This window comes from Mesorhizobium sp. M7A.F.Ca.CA.001.04.2.1 (assembly GCF_003998485.1).
Classification (GTDB): Bacteria; Pseudomonadota; Alphaproteobacteria; order Rhizobiales; family Rhizobiaceae; genus Mesorhizobium; species Mesorhizobium ciceri.
On sequence record NZ_RZQT01000027.1, the window covers coordinates 50,547 to 65,027 of the forward strand.

14 protein-coding genes are annotated in these 14,481 nt (G+C 62.4%); 2 read left to right on the forward strand and 12 right to left on the reverse strand.

Annotated elements, in window-relative coordinates:
* Positions 1–83 precede the first annotated feature (83 nt).
* The 5 genes from EN955_RS11500 to dusB form a co-directional block, all read right to left on the reverse strand.
* Positions 84–1,445: a sigma-54 dependent transcriptional regulator gene (locus tag EN955_RS11500; RefSeq protein WP_013531496.1), complete on the reverse strand. Its 1,362-nt coding sequence runs from the start codon at positions 1,443–1,445 to the stop codon at positions 84–86.
* Positions 1,435–3,720 carry a PAS domain-containing sensor histidine kinase gene (locus tag EN955_RS11505; protein ID WP_024505196.1) on the reverse strand — a complete coding sequence of 762 codons (2,286 nt, stop codon included), beginning with the start codon at positions 3,718–3,720 and terminating at the stop codon, positions 1,435–1,437. Before EN955_RS11505 ends, EN955_RS11500 begins: the two co-directional genes overlap by 11 nt.
* 130 nt (positions 3,721–3,850) lie before the next feature.
* On the reverse strand, positions 3,851–5,311 hold the full coding sequence (gene ntrC, locus EN955_RS11510) for a nitrogen regulation protein NR(I) (protein ID WP_024505195.1): 1,461 nt from the start codon (positions 5,309–5,311) through the stop codon (positions 3,851–3,853).
* Positions 5,308–6,450 carry a nitrogen regulation protein NR(II) gene (locus tag EN955_RS11515; protein WP_013531493.1) on the reverse strand — a complete coding sequence of 381 codons (1,143 nt, stop codon included), beginning with the start codon at positions 6,448–6,450 and terminating at the stop codon, positions 5,308–5,310. The genes ntrC and EN955_RS11515 overlap by 4 nt, the downstream gene beginning before the upstream one ends.
* The gene (gene dusB / locus EN955_RS11520) at positions 6,447–7,475 is read right to left on the reverse strand and encodes a tRNA dihydrouridine synthase DusB (RefSeq protein WP_024505194.1); all 1,029 of its coding nucleotides are present in this window, start codon (positions 7,473–7,475) and stop codon (positions 6,447–6,449) included. Before dusB ends, EN955_RS11515 begins: the two co-directional genes overlap by 4 nt.
* Positions 7,476–7,718: 243 nt before the next feature.
* Here dusB and EN955_RS11525 point away from each other — a divergent pair, with 243 nt between their 5' ends.
* Both EN955_RS11525 and EN955_RS11530 read left to right on the forward strand, forming a co-directional pair.
* Positions 7,719–8,948, forward strand: coding sequence for a bifunctional 2-C-methyl-D-erythritol 4-phosphate cytidylyltransferase/2-C-methyl-D-erythritol 2,4-cyclodiphosphate synthase (locus tag EN955_RS11525; protein WP_024505193.1), 1,230 nt, complete (start codon positions 7,719–7,721; stop codon positions 8,946–8,948).
* Positions 8,945–9,427, forward strand: coding sequence for a CinA family protein (locus EN955_RS11530; protein ID WP_024505192.1), 483 nt, complete (start codon positions 8,945–8,947; stop codon positions 9,425–9,427). Before EN955_RS11525 ends, EN955_RS11530 begins: the two co-directional genes overlap by 4 nt.
* Before the next feature lie 45 nt (positions 9,428–9,472).
* Here the strand turns inward: EN955_RS11530 and plsY are convergent, their stop codons facing one another.
* From plsY to EN955_RS11565, 7 genes are all read right to left on the reverse strand, one after another.
* Entirely contained in the window at positions 9,473–10,147 is a 675-nt protein-coding gene (gene plsY, locus EN955_RS11535) for a glycerol-3-phosphate 1-O-acyltransferase PlsY (protein ID WP_024505191.1), read from the reverse strand.
* A 9-nt stretch (positions 10,148–10,156) separates the two neighbouring features.
* The gene (locus EN955_RS11540) at positions 10,157–10,612 is read right to left on the reverse strand and encodes a type II toxin-antitoxin system RatA family toxin (RefSeq protein ID WP_013531488.1); all 456 of its coding nucleotides are present in this window, start codon (positions 10,610–10,612) and stop codon (positions 10,157–10,159) included.
* 12 nt (positions 10,613–10,624) lie between these two features.
* Complete coding sequence (gene lipA, locus EN955_RS11545; protein WP_024505190.1) at positions 10,625–11,590, reverse strand: lipoyl synthase; 966 nt, start codon at positions 11,588–11,590, stop codon at positions 10,625–10,627.
* A gap of 138 nt (positions 11,591–11,728) precedes the next feature.
* Positions 11,729–11,986, reverse strand: a complete 258-nt coding sequence (locus tag EN955_RS11550; protein ID WP_013531486.1) for a GlsB/YeaQ/YmgE family stress response membrane protein — start codon at positions 11,984–11,986, stop codon at positions 11,729–11,731.
* 89 nt (positions 11,987–12,075) lie between these two features.
* Entirely contained in the window at positions 12,076–13,521 is a 1,446-nt protein-coding gene (gene lpdA, locus EN955_RS11555) for a dihydrolipoyl dehydrogenase (protein ID WP_024505189.1), read from the reverse strand.
* Positions 13,522–13,533: 12 nt separating this feature from the next.
* A complete protein-coding gene (locus EN955_RS11560; RefSeq protein ID WP_024505188.1) occupies positions 13,534–14,169 on the reverse strand; it encodes an SGNH/GDSL hydrolase family protein in 636 nt (211 codons plus the stop codon).
* A gap of 149 nt (positions 14,170–14,318) precedes the next feature.
* On the reverse strand, positions 14,319–14,481 hold a 163-nt coding region (locus EN955_RS11565; RefSeq protein WP_206522615.1), incomplete at its 5' end, for a 2-oxo acid dehydrogenase subunit E2.

Here is a 14,481-nt window from a genome sequence, read left to right on the forward strand (position 1 = left end):
CAGAAATTCTCGGGCTTTCTTATGCGATTCCACCGCGGGCGTAACCGGCAAATGGTTGGACCACGCGCGGCGGCTGGACGCGCTCAGACGCCCAGCGACTTCAGCTTGCGGTGCAGTGCGGAGCGCTCCATGCCGATGAACTCGGCGGTTTTCGAGATGTTGCCGCCGAACCGGTTGATCTGGGCGATCAGGTAGTCCTTCTCGAACTGCTCACGCGCTTCGCGCAACGGCAGCGCCATGATGTGCTGGTCGGATTGATTCGGCGTGCGCGGCATGACATCGCCGATCTCGGCCGGCAACAGATCGGCGGTGATCGGCGCATCGACGTCGTCGCCGCGCGCCAGGATCATCAGGCGCTCGACATTGTTGCGCAGCTGGCGAACGTTGCCCGGCCAGTTGTGCGCCTGCAGCACGGCCAGCGCGTCGTCGCCGATGCGGCGCGGCTTGATGCCGGCCTGGCGGGCGATCTGCTTCATGAAGTTGTCGACGAGGTAGGGAATATCCTCTCGCCGCTCGGCCAGTCCCGGGACGATGACCGGAACCACCGCCAGGCGGTGGTAAAGATCCTCGCGGAAACGACCGTCGGCGATCATCGCTTCGAGGTTCTGCGAGGTCGAGGAGATAATGCGGACATCGACCTTGACCCGCTTGGTTCCCCCTACCCGCTCGAACTGTTGTTCGACCAGCACGCGCAGGATCTTATTCTGCGTCTCGCGCGGCATGTCGGCCACCTCGTCGATGTAGAGGATGCCGCGATGGGCCTCCTCGAGCGCGCCGACCTTGCGTTCGACGCCATTCGATTCGGTGCCGAACAGTTCGATCTCCATACGCTCGGGCGTGATGTTGGCGGCGCTCAGCGTCACGAAAGGCGCGCCCTTGCGCGCCGACAGCGTGTGGATGGCGCGCGCGGCCAGTTCTTTGCCCGAGCCAGACGGGCCGATGATCATCACGCGGCTGTTGGTCGGCGCGACGCGTTCGATGGTCTGACGCAACTGGCTCATCGCCGACGACATGCCGATCAGATCGAAGGTTTCGCCGCTGCGCAGCTTGAGGTCGGAAACCTCGCGCCGCAACTTCGAGGTCTCGAGCGCACGTTCGGCAATAAGGATCAGCCTGTCGGCCTTGAACGGTTTTTCGATGAAGTCATAGGCGCCGCGACGGATGGCGGAGACCGCCGTTTCGATGTTGCCGTGGCCGGAAATCATCACCACCGGCAAGGTCGGATGCATCGTCTTGATCTCGTCGAGCAGCGCCAGCCCGTCGAGACGCGAGCCCTGCAGCCAGATGTCGAGGAAAATCAGCCGCGGCGCGCGATCAGCTATAGCAGCGAGCGCGCTGTCGGCATCGAATGCCGTGCGGGTTTCGTGACCTTCGTCGCTCAGTATGCCCGCGACGAGTTCACGGATGTCTTCCTCGTCATCGACGATGAGAATATCAGACGCCATTACCGACCTTTTCAGTTTCTCTTTCGTTTTCCGCCCTGCTTTCGCCGCGCGGAGCCGTTGCGGCCGCAGGCGGCAGGATGATGCTGATCATCGCGCCGCGCCCATCGTGGAAGTCCGCAGGAGCATCGTGTAGTTCCAGCCTGCCACCATGGTCCTCCACGATCTTCTTGACGATAGCGAGGCCAAGTCCGGTGCCCTTCTCGCGTGTGGTCATGTAGGGCTCGAGCAGCCGTTGGCGATTCTCGCGCGGCAGGCCTTTGCCATTGTCGATGACGTCGATTCGAATCACACCATTCTGGCGCCCGGCCTGAATCCGGATTATGCCGTGCGAACCATCCTTCTGTTCCAATCCGTCGATTGCCTCGGCGGCGTTCTTGATCACATTGCCGAAAGCCTGCGCCATCAGCCGGCTGTCGAACGTGCCCTTCAGCGGCTCGCTGCCGAAGATCCGCTCGAAGGTGATGTCGGCGCGGCTGACCTCGACCAGGAACGAGGCCTCGCGCAGCGATTCGCGCAGATCTATGGCCTTCATCTCGGGCTTCGGCATGCGCGCGAAAGCCGAGAATTCGTCGACCATGCGGCCGATATCCTCGACCTGCCGGATGATGGTGTCGGTGCACTGGTCGAAAACCTCGCGGTCCTCGGTAATCACCTTGCCATAGCGGCGCTTGATGCGTTCGGCCGAGAGCTGGATCGGCGTCAGCGGGTTCTTGATCTCGTGGGCGATACGCCGCGCCACATCCGCCCAAGCCGACGAGCGCTGCGCCTGGACCAGGTCGGTGATGTCGTCAACCGTCACGACATAGGACTTTTCCTCCGAGCCGTCATCGCCGGCCTCGATGGTGATCTGAACGTTGAAGGTCCGCTCGGCGCCGGCGCGGTAGAAGGTCACCTGCTCGCGATAGACGGGTTTGCCGGACTTGCGGCCGATTTCGAAGACGCGGCCGACATGCGGCAGCACGGCGGAAAGGTTCTGCCCAAGGGCTGCGCTGGCGGATATGGCCAGCATCGCTTCGGCCGAGCGGTTGACGATGGTGACGATGCCGTAGGGATCGACGCCGATGACGCCGGCAGTAACGCCGGCAAGCACGGCTTCGGAGAAGCGTCGCCTCTCGTCGATCAGGTCCTTGGCCGACAGGATCTCGTTGCGCTGCGATTTCAGTTCGAGAAGCATCTTGTTGAACGTATCGCCGAGCGAGGCGACATCGCCGTCCGAGGGCCTGACCGGAACCGCGACGTCGAGATTGCCGGTCGCCACTTCGTCGGCGGCGCCGATGAGCTGGCGAATGGGCCGCACCAGACGGTCGGCGACCGCAATGCCGGTCCAGATCGCGGACAGGATGATGATCAGCGTCAGCGACAGATAGGGCAGCGCGAAGGCCACCTGCGAGGTGCGGCGGTTGTCTTCCAGCCCCCGATATTCATCGGTGTTGGACCTGACGATCTGGCGTGCCTTGATGACCTCGGGATCGACGAGGCGAATGGTATAGAGATAGAGCCCTTCGATCTCGCGCAGCTTGACGATGGCGCCCATGATGTTGCGCGTTTTCGGCTCGATCAGCACCGGCTTGCCGTCGGCAGCGCTGGCCACGGCGCCTTCCGGCGGCTCAGGCATGGCAAAATCCGTGTCGGTCTTGGCGCTCATGACGAAAGAGCCGTCAGGTTTGATCAGCGCCGCATGAGCCAGCGAACGGCCCACGGCTTCCTTGTTCATCAGGTCGAGAAAGCCGGTACGATCAAGGCCGTAGAGTGTGCGTGACGCATCGAGATCATAGGCCATGGACAGTGTCGTACCCTGCAGGTTGCGGGCATTTTCCTGAACATAGGCGTCGGCGATCGACAGCGACGAATTGACGATCGTCTTGGTGCGGATCTCGAACCAGCGGTCGAGGCCGATGTCGAGCGTGATCGACGCGATGATGGCCACCATGATGGCCGGAATGGCGGCAACCAGGGCGAACATGGCGACAATGCGCACATGCAGCCGCGAAGCGGCCTTGCCATGCCGGCGCGCCATCAGGATGCGGTGCACCTCACGCCCGACCAGCGCGATAAGAATCAAGACGAAAGCCGCGTTGAGGGCAATCAACGCCAGCGTCGTCGACTCGTTCGGTGTGATCGGCGTGGCGCCAACGAGGATGGTGAACGAGATCGCCGCCGTCATCAGCGCGCCGACAACCGCGATCACGCCTGGCAGCGCAAGCAGCCGGCGCCCGTCACGAGCGCCGGGTTCGCTGAAAAGCGGTTGGTTTGTGGTCGGTGCCTGCGGAGCCATGTCGCCGTCTAGTGCCATGATTGCGTCGGATGTATGCAACGCATTGTGGCGATTATGCAACAAGTGTGACCGAGACGGAAATCTTTCGCGAGCCGATCCCCTGAAAAGAGCGCGGGCTCAGATCAAAGGCTCAGCCCTGGCGCGACGATTTGTAGACGTTGACGCCAAGTTCGCGGATCTTCTTGCGCAGCGTGTTGCGGTTCAAGCCAAGCAGTTCCGCGGCCTTGATCTGGTTGCCGCGGGTTGCCGTCATTGAGGCCAGGACGAGTGGAAACTCGACCTCGGACAGGATGCGTTGATAAAGCCCGGCAGGTGGCAAATCGCCGGCAAACGAGGCGAAATAGCGTTGCAGGAAGTGCTCGACCGCCTGGCCGATCGACAAATCGTCGGGAATGAGGTTGCCGCCACCCGGCACCACGGGACGTTCGCCGGTCTTGAGCTCGGCCTCAATGATCTCGGCGGAAATCTCGTCCTGCGAATAGAGCGCGGCGAGCCTGCGAACCAGGTTTTCCAGTTCGCGCACATTGCCCGGCCACGGATAGCGCTTCATCAACTCGATGCCGCCGGAAGAAATGCGCTTGGTCTGCAGGCCTTCCATTTCGCCGAGCTTGAAGAAGTGGCGGACAAGGTCGGGCACATCCTCGGAGCGCTCACGCAGCGCGGGCAGCCGGAGCGGCACCACGTTGAGGCGATAGAACAGATCCTCGCGAAAAAGCCCCTGGTTGATCAGGGTGCGCAGATCCTTGTTGGTGGCGGCGACGATGCGCACGTCGGTCTTGATCGGCGTGCGTCCGCCAACCGTCGTGTATTCGCCCTGTTGGAGCACGCGCAGCAGGCGGGTCTGCGCCTCCATCGGCATGTCGCCGATTTCATCGAGGAACAGTGTGCCGCCTTCAGCCTGCTCGAAGCGTCCGGTCGAGCGATTCTGCGCGCCGGTGAAGGCGCCCTTCTCGTGACCGAACAGTTCCGATTCGATCAGGTCGCGCGGGATCGCCGCCATGTTGATGGCGACGAAGGGGCCGCCACGGCGGCGGCCATATTCATGCAGCGCGCGCGCCACCAGTTCCTTGCCGGTGCCGGATTCGCCCGAGATCATCACCGTCAGGTCGGTCTGCATCATGCGCGCCAGCATGCGGTAGATGTCCTGCATGGCGGCCGAACGGCCGACCAGCGGCATTGCATCGGGCTGCTCTTCCGGCCGCGCATCGATCTTCGGCCGTCGCGGCTCGGAAAGCGCCCGGTTGACGATGTTGAGCAGTTCGGTCAGGTCGAACGGCTTGGGCAGATACTCATAGGCGCCGGTTTCAGACGCGCGGATCGCCGTCATGAAGGTGTTCTGGGCGCTCATGACGATGACCGGCAGTTCCGGCCTCGCCTTCTTGATGCGCGGCAGCATGTCGAAGGCGTTCTCGTCCGGCATCACCACATCGGTGATGACCAGATCGCCCTCGCCCGCCGCCACCCAGCGCCACAAAGTCGAAGCATTGGAGGTGACGCGCACCTCGTGGCCGACGCGCGAAAGCGCCTGGTTGAGGACAGTACGGATCGCCGCATCGTCGTCGGCGACGAGAATATTGCCGCGAACGGTCATTTGCGGTCTCCTTCACCGTCTTCATCGGCGCCGTATGGCGCTTCTTTCCAGGCCGGCATCAGGATGCGGAATGTGGTCCCGCGCGGCGTCGATTCGCATTCGATGATGCCGCCATGTTCGCCGACGATTTTGGCGACCAGCGCCAGCCCCAGCCCCGAGCCGTTCGGCTTGGTGGTGATGAACGGGTCGAACAGGATCGGCAGGATATCTTCCGAGACGCCGGAACCATTGTCGCGCACGCAAAATTCCAGCGGCAGCGACACGCGGTCCTGCGTGCCCGGAACGGAAACACGGATGCCTGGCCGGAAGGCGGTCGACAGCACGATCTCGCCCTGCGGGTCACTGCCGATCGCCTCGGCGGCGTTCTTGACCAGGTTGAGGAACACCTGGATCAACTGGTCGCGGTTGGCAAACACCGGAGGCAACGAAGGATCATAGTCCTCCAATATCTTGATTCTCTTGGCAAAACCGTTCTTGGCAATGGCCTTGACATGGTCGAGCACGACATGGATGTTGACGGGGTAGCGGTCGATCGGCCGCTCGTCGGAAAACACCTCCATGCGATCGACCAGCGACACGATGCGGTCGGTCTCGTCGGTGATCAGCCGCGTCAGCGCACGGTCTTCGTCGGAAGCCGACAGTTCCAGCAACTGGGCAGCGCCACGGATACCGGAGAGCGGGTTCTTGATCTCATGGGCAAGCATCGCCGCCAGGCCGGTGACCGAGCGCGCCGCACCGCGATGCGTCATCTGCCGGTCGATCTTGTCGGCCATCGACCGTTCCTGGAACATAACCACCACCGAGCCCGGAAATTCCGGTACCGGCGCGACATAGAGATCGACGACCTTCTCGATGCCGAGACGCGGCGACGACACGTCGACCCGATACTCGTTGACCGGTGCCAGGCGCTCGCGCACCTGGTCGACCAGCGTCAGCAGCGGGCTGCCGAAGGGAATGAGTTTTGACAGCGTGTTGCGGGCGAGCATGGTCGCGCTTGAACGAAAGAAGTCTTCCGCGTCGGCGTTGGCGAAGGTGATGAAGCCTTCCTCGCTGATCATGATCACCGGGCGGCGGATGGTGTTGAGCACGATCTGGGCGGCATCCGCCATTTCAGCGCCTTGGCCGGCGGCGGCGTTCATGCGGCACTCCGCAGGGTCAAAGGTTGCGGATCGCGCGAAAACACATCGCGCAGCAAGGCAATGACGCGCGCGGGCTCGAATGCGGTCAGTATGGCCTTTCGGCTGTCGTCGGCGACGCCGCCGGCATGCCGATCAAGATACCAGCCGAGATGCTTGCGCGCCTGGCGCAGGCCGCTTTCGGCGCCGTAGAGCGCTAGCATGTCCTCATAATGGGCCACGATGTAGTCGGCGAGCGCCGTCGGGTTCTGTGGAATATTTGGCGTCGCTTCGCCTGTCGCTGCGGCCGCAATGCCACCTGCGATCCAAGGGGCGCCATAATGGGCACGGCCGATCATCACTGCGTCGGCACCCGATTGATCGAGAATGTCGGCCGCTTCCGCCGGCGAAGAGACGTCACCATTGGCGACGACCGGGATGGACACGGCTTCCTTGACGCGGGCGATGGCGCGCCAGTCGGCCTTGCCCTGATAGAACTGGCAGCGCGTTCGGCCGTGCACGGTCACCATGCTGACACCGGCCTGCTCGGCGCGGCGCGCCAGCATCGGCGCGTTGAGCGCGCCTTCGTCCCAGCCAAGCCGCATCTTGACCGTCACTGGCACCTCGACCGCGCCGACAACGGCGTCGATCAGCGACAGTGCGTGGTCGAGATCCAGCATCAATGCCGAACCAGCGTAGCCGCCAGTGACCTTCTTGGCCGGGCATCCCATGTTGATGTCGATAATGTCGGCGCCCTCGCCGGCGGCGATTCTGGCACCTTCGGCCATGTGCATCGCCTCACGGCCGGCCAGCTGAACCATATGGACGGGCAGGCCGGAGTGGCGTATGCGCAGGTTGAAACCGGCCCTGCCCTTGGCGAGCTCGCCGCTGGCAACCATTTCGGACACGACCAGGCCCGCTCCATGCGCGTGGGCACGCTGCCGGAACGGCTCGTCCGTAATGCCCGACATCGGCGCGAGGAACACGCGATTGCGGAGTTTCACGCCGCCGACGTTAAGCGGCGCGGCCAATTTGGTCAAATTAACCATGCACAAAAACCAAGCATCTTCATTCGTTGCACATTCTCTAGCCATATCGGCCGCAATGTGCAACGCGGAATGACGCCACATTAAGGCGCAATTGGGAAAATGCTGGCCTTCGGGATTGGGTGTGGCCAAAGCGCCGCGCGCCCCGTGGGACGCGCAAAGGACGCTTTGGGATTCATATTTGACGCACGATCTTTGCCGAAAACCGATTACACTTTTCGGGATCGTGCGCTAAGCCAATCTGCAATGACTGACGCAAGTGAAAATCACGTTTCGAGTGCGGATGGCAAGGTCGCGGTGGTAATCGTCGCGGCCGGCCGTGGCGCGCGCGCCGGACAGGCCAACGGACCGAAGCAATATCAACACATTGGCGGCTTTGCCGTCATTGCACACACGCTGGACATTTTTCTGGCCCACCCGCGGACCGGCGAGATCGTCGTCGCCATTCATGCCGACGACCATGAACTGTTCCGGCAGGCGGCGGGCACCAACGCCGAGCGCGTTAGCGCCGTTATCGGCGGGGCGACCAGGCAGGAATCCGTCCGGCTCGGCCTGCTTGCCCTTAGAGACCACGCGCCGGGGCAGGTTCTGATCCACGATGCCGTGCGTCCGTTTGTCGATGCGGACCTGATAGATCGCACCATCGCCGCCATCGGCGAGCGCGAGGGCGCATTGCCCGCTTTGCCCGTCGCCGACACGCTGAAGCGCGAGTCGGCCTCCGGGGTGGTTGGCGAAACCGTTTCGCGCAGCGGTCTTCACGCGGCGCAAACGCCGCAGGGCTTTCCGTTCTGGCCCATCCTTGCCGCGCACGAGAAAGCCCATCATCTGGGAAAAATGGATTTTACCGACGATGCCGCGATCGCCGAATGGGCGCATATTCCGGTCAAGATCGTTCCGGGCTCGCCGGACAATGTCAAACTCACCTGGGCACGGGATATTGCCATGGCGGACCAGCGGCTTTCCGGCGAACGTATGCGCTTTCCCGACATCCGGACCGGCAATGGCTACGACGTCCATGCTTTCGAGCCCGGCGACCATGTCACACTGTGTGGCGTCGCCATTGCTCATGACAAGAAACTGTCCGGCCATTCCGACGCCGATGTCGGTCTGCATGCTCTGACCGATGCGTTGCTGGCGACCTGCGGCGCCGGCGACATCGGCACGCATTTTCTCCCGTCCGACCCGCAGTGGAAAGGCGCTGCGTCGCGGATCTTCGTCGAGCATGCGGCAGGGCTGGTGCGCGAGCGCGGCGGCCGCATCGCCAATGCCGATATCACGTTGATCTGCGAAGCGCCGCGCGTCGGCCCGCACCGCGAGGCGATGACGGCAGCCCTGTCGCAGATGCTGGCAATTTCCGCGGATCGCATCTCGATCAAGGCGACAACCAACGAGAAGCTCGGCTTCGTCGGGCGCGAGGAAGGCATTGCGGCGATCGCCACTGCCAGCGTGGTGTTTCCCGGCGAGGTGCCGGAATGACCAACAGCGACCTGGCAAATGCCTTGCTGCAAGCCTGCCAGAAACGCGGCATCATGCTGGCAACGGCGGAAAGCTGCACCGGCGGCATGATCATCGCGGCACTCACCGACATCGCCGGCTCGTCCGCCGTGGTCGATCGCGGCTTCATCACCTATTCCAACGAAGCCAAGATGGACATGCTCGGCGTTTCCGCCGCCACGCTCGATGCGCATGGCGCGGTTTCGCGCGAGACTGCGATCGAGATGGCGACAGGCGCGCTTACCCGTTCGCGCGCCGGGCTGACCCTGGCGGTTACCGGGATCGCCGGGCCAGGCGGCGGTTCGGCGGAAAAACCGGTCGGCCTGGTCTGGTTCGGGGTTGCGCTGGACGGCCGACCGATTGTCGCCGAGCACCAACTCTTTGCAGACAAAGGCCGCGATTTCATCCGTCGCGAAACGGTCCGGCAAGCGCTGGAACTGGGCCTGCAAGCACTCGGATAGGATTATAAAACGTTGGGCGGGCGGACCCGAAAGCCGGATTTGCGGCTACGTTTTCGATTCCGGGCTGCTTTGCCCCAAGCGTGGCTCCGTCCCAGCCAGCAGCCGCTGAATGTTGGCACGATGGCGCACAACCACGTAGGTGCTGCCCGCAATCACCAGCAACCGATAGGCCAACGGTTGCTCCAGGCCACAGATGAGGGCGATCGCGGTCAACGCCGCTACCATCGAACTCAGGGAAACTATCCGAGACGTAGCCAGCACAGCACCAAAAGCCGCCGCAGCCCCCACACCTACCGGCCAAGACAGAGCCAGCAACACGCCAAGCCCCGTCGCAGCGGATTTGCCACCTGTGAAATTCAACCAGATCGAACGGCCATGTCCAAGCAACACGGCAATTCCGGCCAGGCAAACAGCCCAAGGCACCCAGGCTTGCAGGTCAAGCGGGATTGATGGCGTAACAAACGGCAACGTGATGAACCAGGGATAGAACCAGCGGGCAAAGACGATCGCCGCAGCGCCTTTCAGCACATCCACCAGCAACACCACCAACGCAGGCCATTTTCCCAAGACCCGCAAAACGTTCGTTGCCCCGGTGGATTTGGAGCCATGCTCCCGGATATCGATGCCCTTGAGCAGCTTCCCCGCCAGATAACCCGTGGGCATGGAACCGAAGAGATAGGCGATCGCCAGTCCAACGGTGCTTGCTATCCAGAAAAGCATGCGCAAGCCTCAAGACGGTTTTGTACCGTAGATGACGTCGGCGCGCTTCTCAAAGGCTTCGGCGAACATGCGGAAGGCGCGATCGAACATGGTTCCCATGACCGCGCCCAGAATACGGCTCTTGAACTCGTAGTCGATGAAGAAGCGGACGGCGCAACCGGCGCCGTCGGGTTCGAAACGCCAGACATTGCTCAAATATTTGAACGGCCCGTCGATGTACTTCACGTCGATGGTGTTCTCGTCGGGCTTCAGCAGTACCTGCGTCGTGAAGGTTTCGCGGATCGCCTTGTAGCCGATGCTCATGTCGGCAAGGAGAACGGTACGCCCGTCACGCTCCTTGCGCGAGCGAACCGTCAGCGCTTCGCAAAGCGGCAGGAATTGCGGATAGGATTCAACATCGGCGACCAAAGCGAACATCTGCTCGGGTGTATGGGATACGCGTCGGGTAGCTTCGAATTTTGGCATGAAACCGGCTGATTAAGCTGATTTCTTGAGAATCGCTTCCCGTGCCGCACGCAGCTTGGCGAAATCGTCGCCGGCGTGATGCGATGAACGCGTCAGCGGGCTGGACGCCACCAGCAGGAAACCCTTGGTCCGGCCGATCGTCTCAAAGGATTTGAACTCCTCCGGCGTAACAAAGCGGATCACCGGGTGGTGCTTCTTCGACGGCTGCAGATACTGGCCTATGGTCATGAAGTCGACATTGGCCGAACGCAGATCGTCCATCAACTGCAGGATTTCATTCCGTTCTTCGCCCAGCCCCACCATGATGCCGGACTTGGTGAAGATCGACGGATCAAGCTCCTTGACCCGCTGCAACAGCCGGATCGAATGGAAATAGCGGGCGCCCGGACGAACCGTCAGATAGTTCGACGGAACGGTTTCGAGATTGTGGTTGAAGACGTCGGGTTTGGCCGCCACGACGATCTCCAGCGCGCCGTCCTTGCGCAGGAAGTCGGGCGTCAGAATTTCGATCGTCGTCAGCGGCGTCGCCGCCCGGATGGCGCGGATGACCTCGGCGAAATGCTGCGCACCGCCATCGGCGAGGTCGTCGCGGTCGACCGAGGTGATGACGACATGGGTAAGGCCCATCTGCTTGACCGCATGCGCGACGCGGGCCGGTTCATCCGGGTCAAGAGCGGTTGGAATGCCCGTGGCGACGTTGCAGAAGGCGCAGGCGCGGGTGCAGATCTCGCCCATGATCATGAAGGTGGCGTGCTTCTTTTCCCAGCACTCGCCGATGTTGGGGCAGCCGGCCTCTTCGCAGACCGTCACCAGCTTGTGCGACTTCACGATTTCGCGCGTTTCGGCATAGCCCTTCGACATCGGCGCCTTGACGCGTATCCAGTCGGGCTTGCGCAGGACATCCTGATCAGGCTTGTGCGCCTTTTCCGGATGCCGCAGGCGCGGTGCGTTGGCGATCGTATCGAGGACAGTGACCATCGGGAAACCTGGTTCATTGGCGAGCGCCAGTCAGGCGTTCGTTGTCATAACGTCATCTAGGACTTTTCGGCGCAAAGAAAAAGGCCGCTGCGGCGCATGCCGCAACAGCCTTTTTCGCATGGCAGCTCTTCAGGGATGTCAGCGGCGCACCAGGCGTCCCGCCCAGATCAGCAGGCAGGCACCGATAAAGCCGGTGATCAGATAGGCAATCCAGCCGACGCCGAACGGGCCAAAATTGAGAGCCTGCAGAATGGCGTTCAGTACGATCGCGCCGACGATGCCCATAACGATGTTCATGAAGATGCCGGTGTTGCTCTTCATGAACATTTCGGCGAACCAGCCTGCCAGGCCGCCGATAATGATGGCTGCTATCCAGCCGACGCCATTCAGGTGCATATGCCTTCTCCTTGTGTGATGGATGAAAGTGCATCCGCAAACGATGTACCTTGCCGCCGGGTTCCATCTGTAGCAGCGCTTTCAATCTATCACGCGTTGAGCGCGCGGCCATAGGCGTCGAGCACGCTTTCCTTCATCATCTCCGACAGCGTCGGGTGCGGGAAGATGGTGTGCATCAGCTCTTCCTCGGTCGTCTCCAGGTTCATCGCCACGACAAAGCCCTGGATCAGTTCGGTCACTTCGGCGCCGACCATGTGGGCGCCGAGCAATTGACCGGTCTTCTTGTCGAAGATGGTCTTGATGAAGCCCTGATCCTCACCGAGCGCGATCGCCTTGCCATTGGCGGCGAACTGGAAGCGCCCGACCCGGATATCCCAGCCCTCTGCCTTGGCCTTAGCTTCGGTCAGGCCAACCGAGGCGACCTGCGGATTGCAGTAGGTGCAGCCCGGAATCTTCAGCTTGTCGGTGGCATGTACGCCAGGAAAATCAGCGATCTTCTCGATGCACACGACACCCTCATGTTCGGCCTTGTGGGCGAGCATCGGCGGGCCGGCGACATCGCCGATGGCGTAGATACCCGGCACATTGGTCTTGCCGTAACCATCGATGACGACGCAGCCGCGTTCGGTCTTCACGCCAAGCGCCTCGAGTCCGAGGCCCTCGATGTTGCCCTGCACGCCGACGGCCGAGATCATGCGGTCGGCGGTGATCTTCTCGACCTTGCCGTCCTTCATCTCGACATGCGCGGTGACCGAGTTCGTGCCCTTCTCGACCTTGGTCACCTTGGCTTCGAGGATGATCTTCATGCCTTGCTTCTCGAACTGCTTCTGCGCGAACTTCGAGACTTCGGCGTCCTCGACCGGCATCACCGCCGGCAGCAATTCGACCACCGTCACCTCGGCGCCCATTGTGCGGTAGAAGGAGGCGAATTCGATGCCGATGGCGCCCGACCCCATGACGAGCAACGACTTCGGCATCTCCTTCGGCACCATGGCCTCGAAATAGGTCCAGATCAGCTTTCCGTCCGGCTCGATGCCGGGCAGCGCGCGTGGCCGGGCGCCGGTCGCCAGGATGATGTGCTTGGCGGTATAGGTGCCCTCGCCCTTGACGCCTTTCGGCACCGGCGGCTGTGGCTCCATCGGCTTCTTGGCCGTCTTGGACACGACGATCTCGCCCGCCTTCGAAAGCTTGGCCTCGCCCCAGATGACGTCGACCTTGTTCTTCTTCATCAGGAAGGCAACGCCGCCATTGAGCCGCAGCGACACCTTGCGCGAGCGGTCAACGACGGCCGATGTGTCCACGCTGACCTTGCCGTCGAGCTTCAGCCCGTAATCCTTCAGGTGATCCGAATACTGCATGATCTCGGCCGAGCGCAGCAGCGCCTTGGTCGGGATGCAGCCCCAGTTAAGGCAAATGCCGCCGAGATGCTCGCGCTCGACGATCGCCGTCTTGAAGCCGAGCTGCGCGGAACGCACCGCGGTGACATAGCCGCCGGGACCGGAGCCGATGATGATGACGTCATAGTTCTCAGCCACGGGTTTTCTCCTTCACAATTCCAGCATGACGCGCACGACTGGTGTCAGCGCCTCGCCGATGTTTCGCGTATTTTCGGCGTCAAGATGAACACCGTCGAGAGGTGTGGTTTGCGCCACGCTGCCGGCGTCGAAGAAGCCGCAGCCGGCCTCATCGGCGAGCGCGGCATATTGCGGTGCCAAAAACTTCGAGGCGTCGTCGCCGCCGGCAAACATTTCCTTGAACTCGGCATTTTCGGTGCGACTGACGACAGGCGGCGAAACAATCAGGATCTGCGGCGCCGGCCAGTCGAACGGATAATCGTGACCGCGCACGATGTCGATCAGCCGCTGGATACCCTGCTTGGCCGCGACGGGATTGCCGTGGATCCACGGCTTCATGTCGTTGGCGCCGAGCATGATGACAATCAGGTCGATCGGCGCATGGGTTGTCAGCACCGTTGGCAGCAGCCTGGCGCCGTTGCGATCAGCACCGGCCAGGTGGTCGTCGAAGGCGGTGGTACGGCCATTGAGGCCTTCGGCGATAACTTCGACGCCACCATCGAGCCCGGCCTGCAGCACGCTTGGCCAGCGGTCTTCCAGCGCATGGCGGCCACCTTCGGCATTGTAGCCCCAGGTCAGCGAGTCGCCGTAACAAAGAACCGTCTTCATGCGCCCACCTGTGCGTCGATCAACCCACGCTTCACCCGCCATCCATGGGTTGTGACCGCCCGTTTCCGAGCAGCCAGTCCGGTGGCGAATCCGGAAATGATGAAAGCGAAGAGGCTGGTGAAGACTATCCGCACCGCCCTCTCGCTTCCCTAAACCAGCATGCCCATCGGGTTTTCGATCAGCCGCTTGAAGGCGACCAGCAGTTCGGCACCCAGCGCACCGTCCACGGCGCGGTGGTCGGTCGACAGCGTCACCGACATCACGGTGGCTATTCTGATCTCGCCGTTCTTGACCACTGCCCGCTCCTCGCCG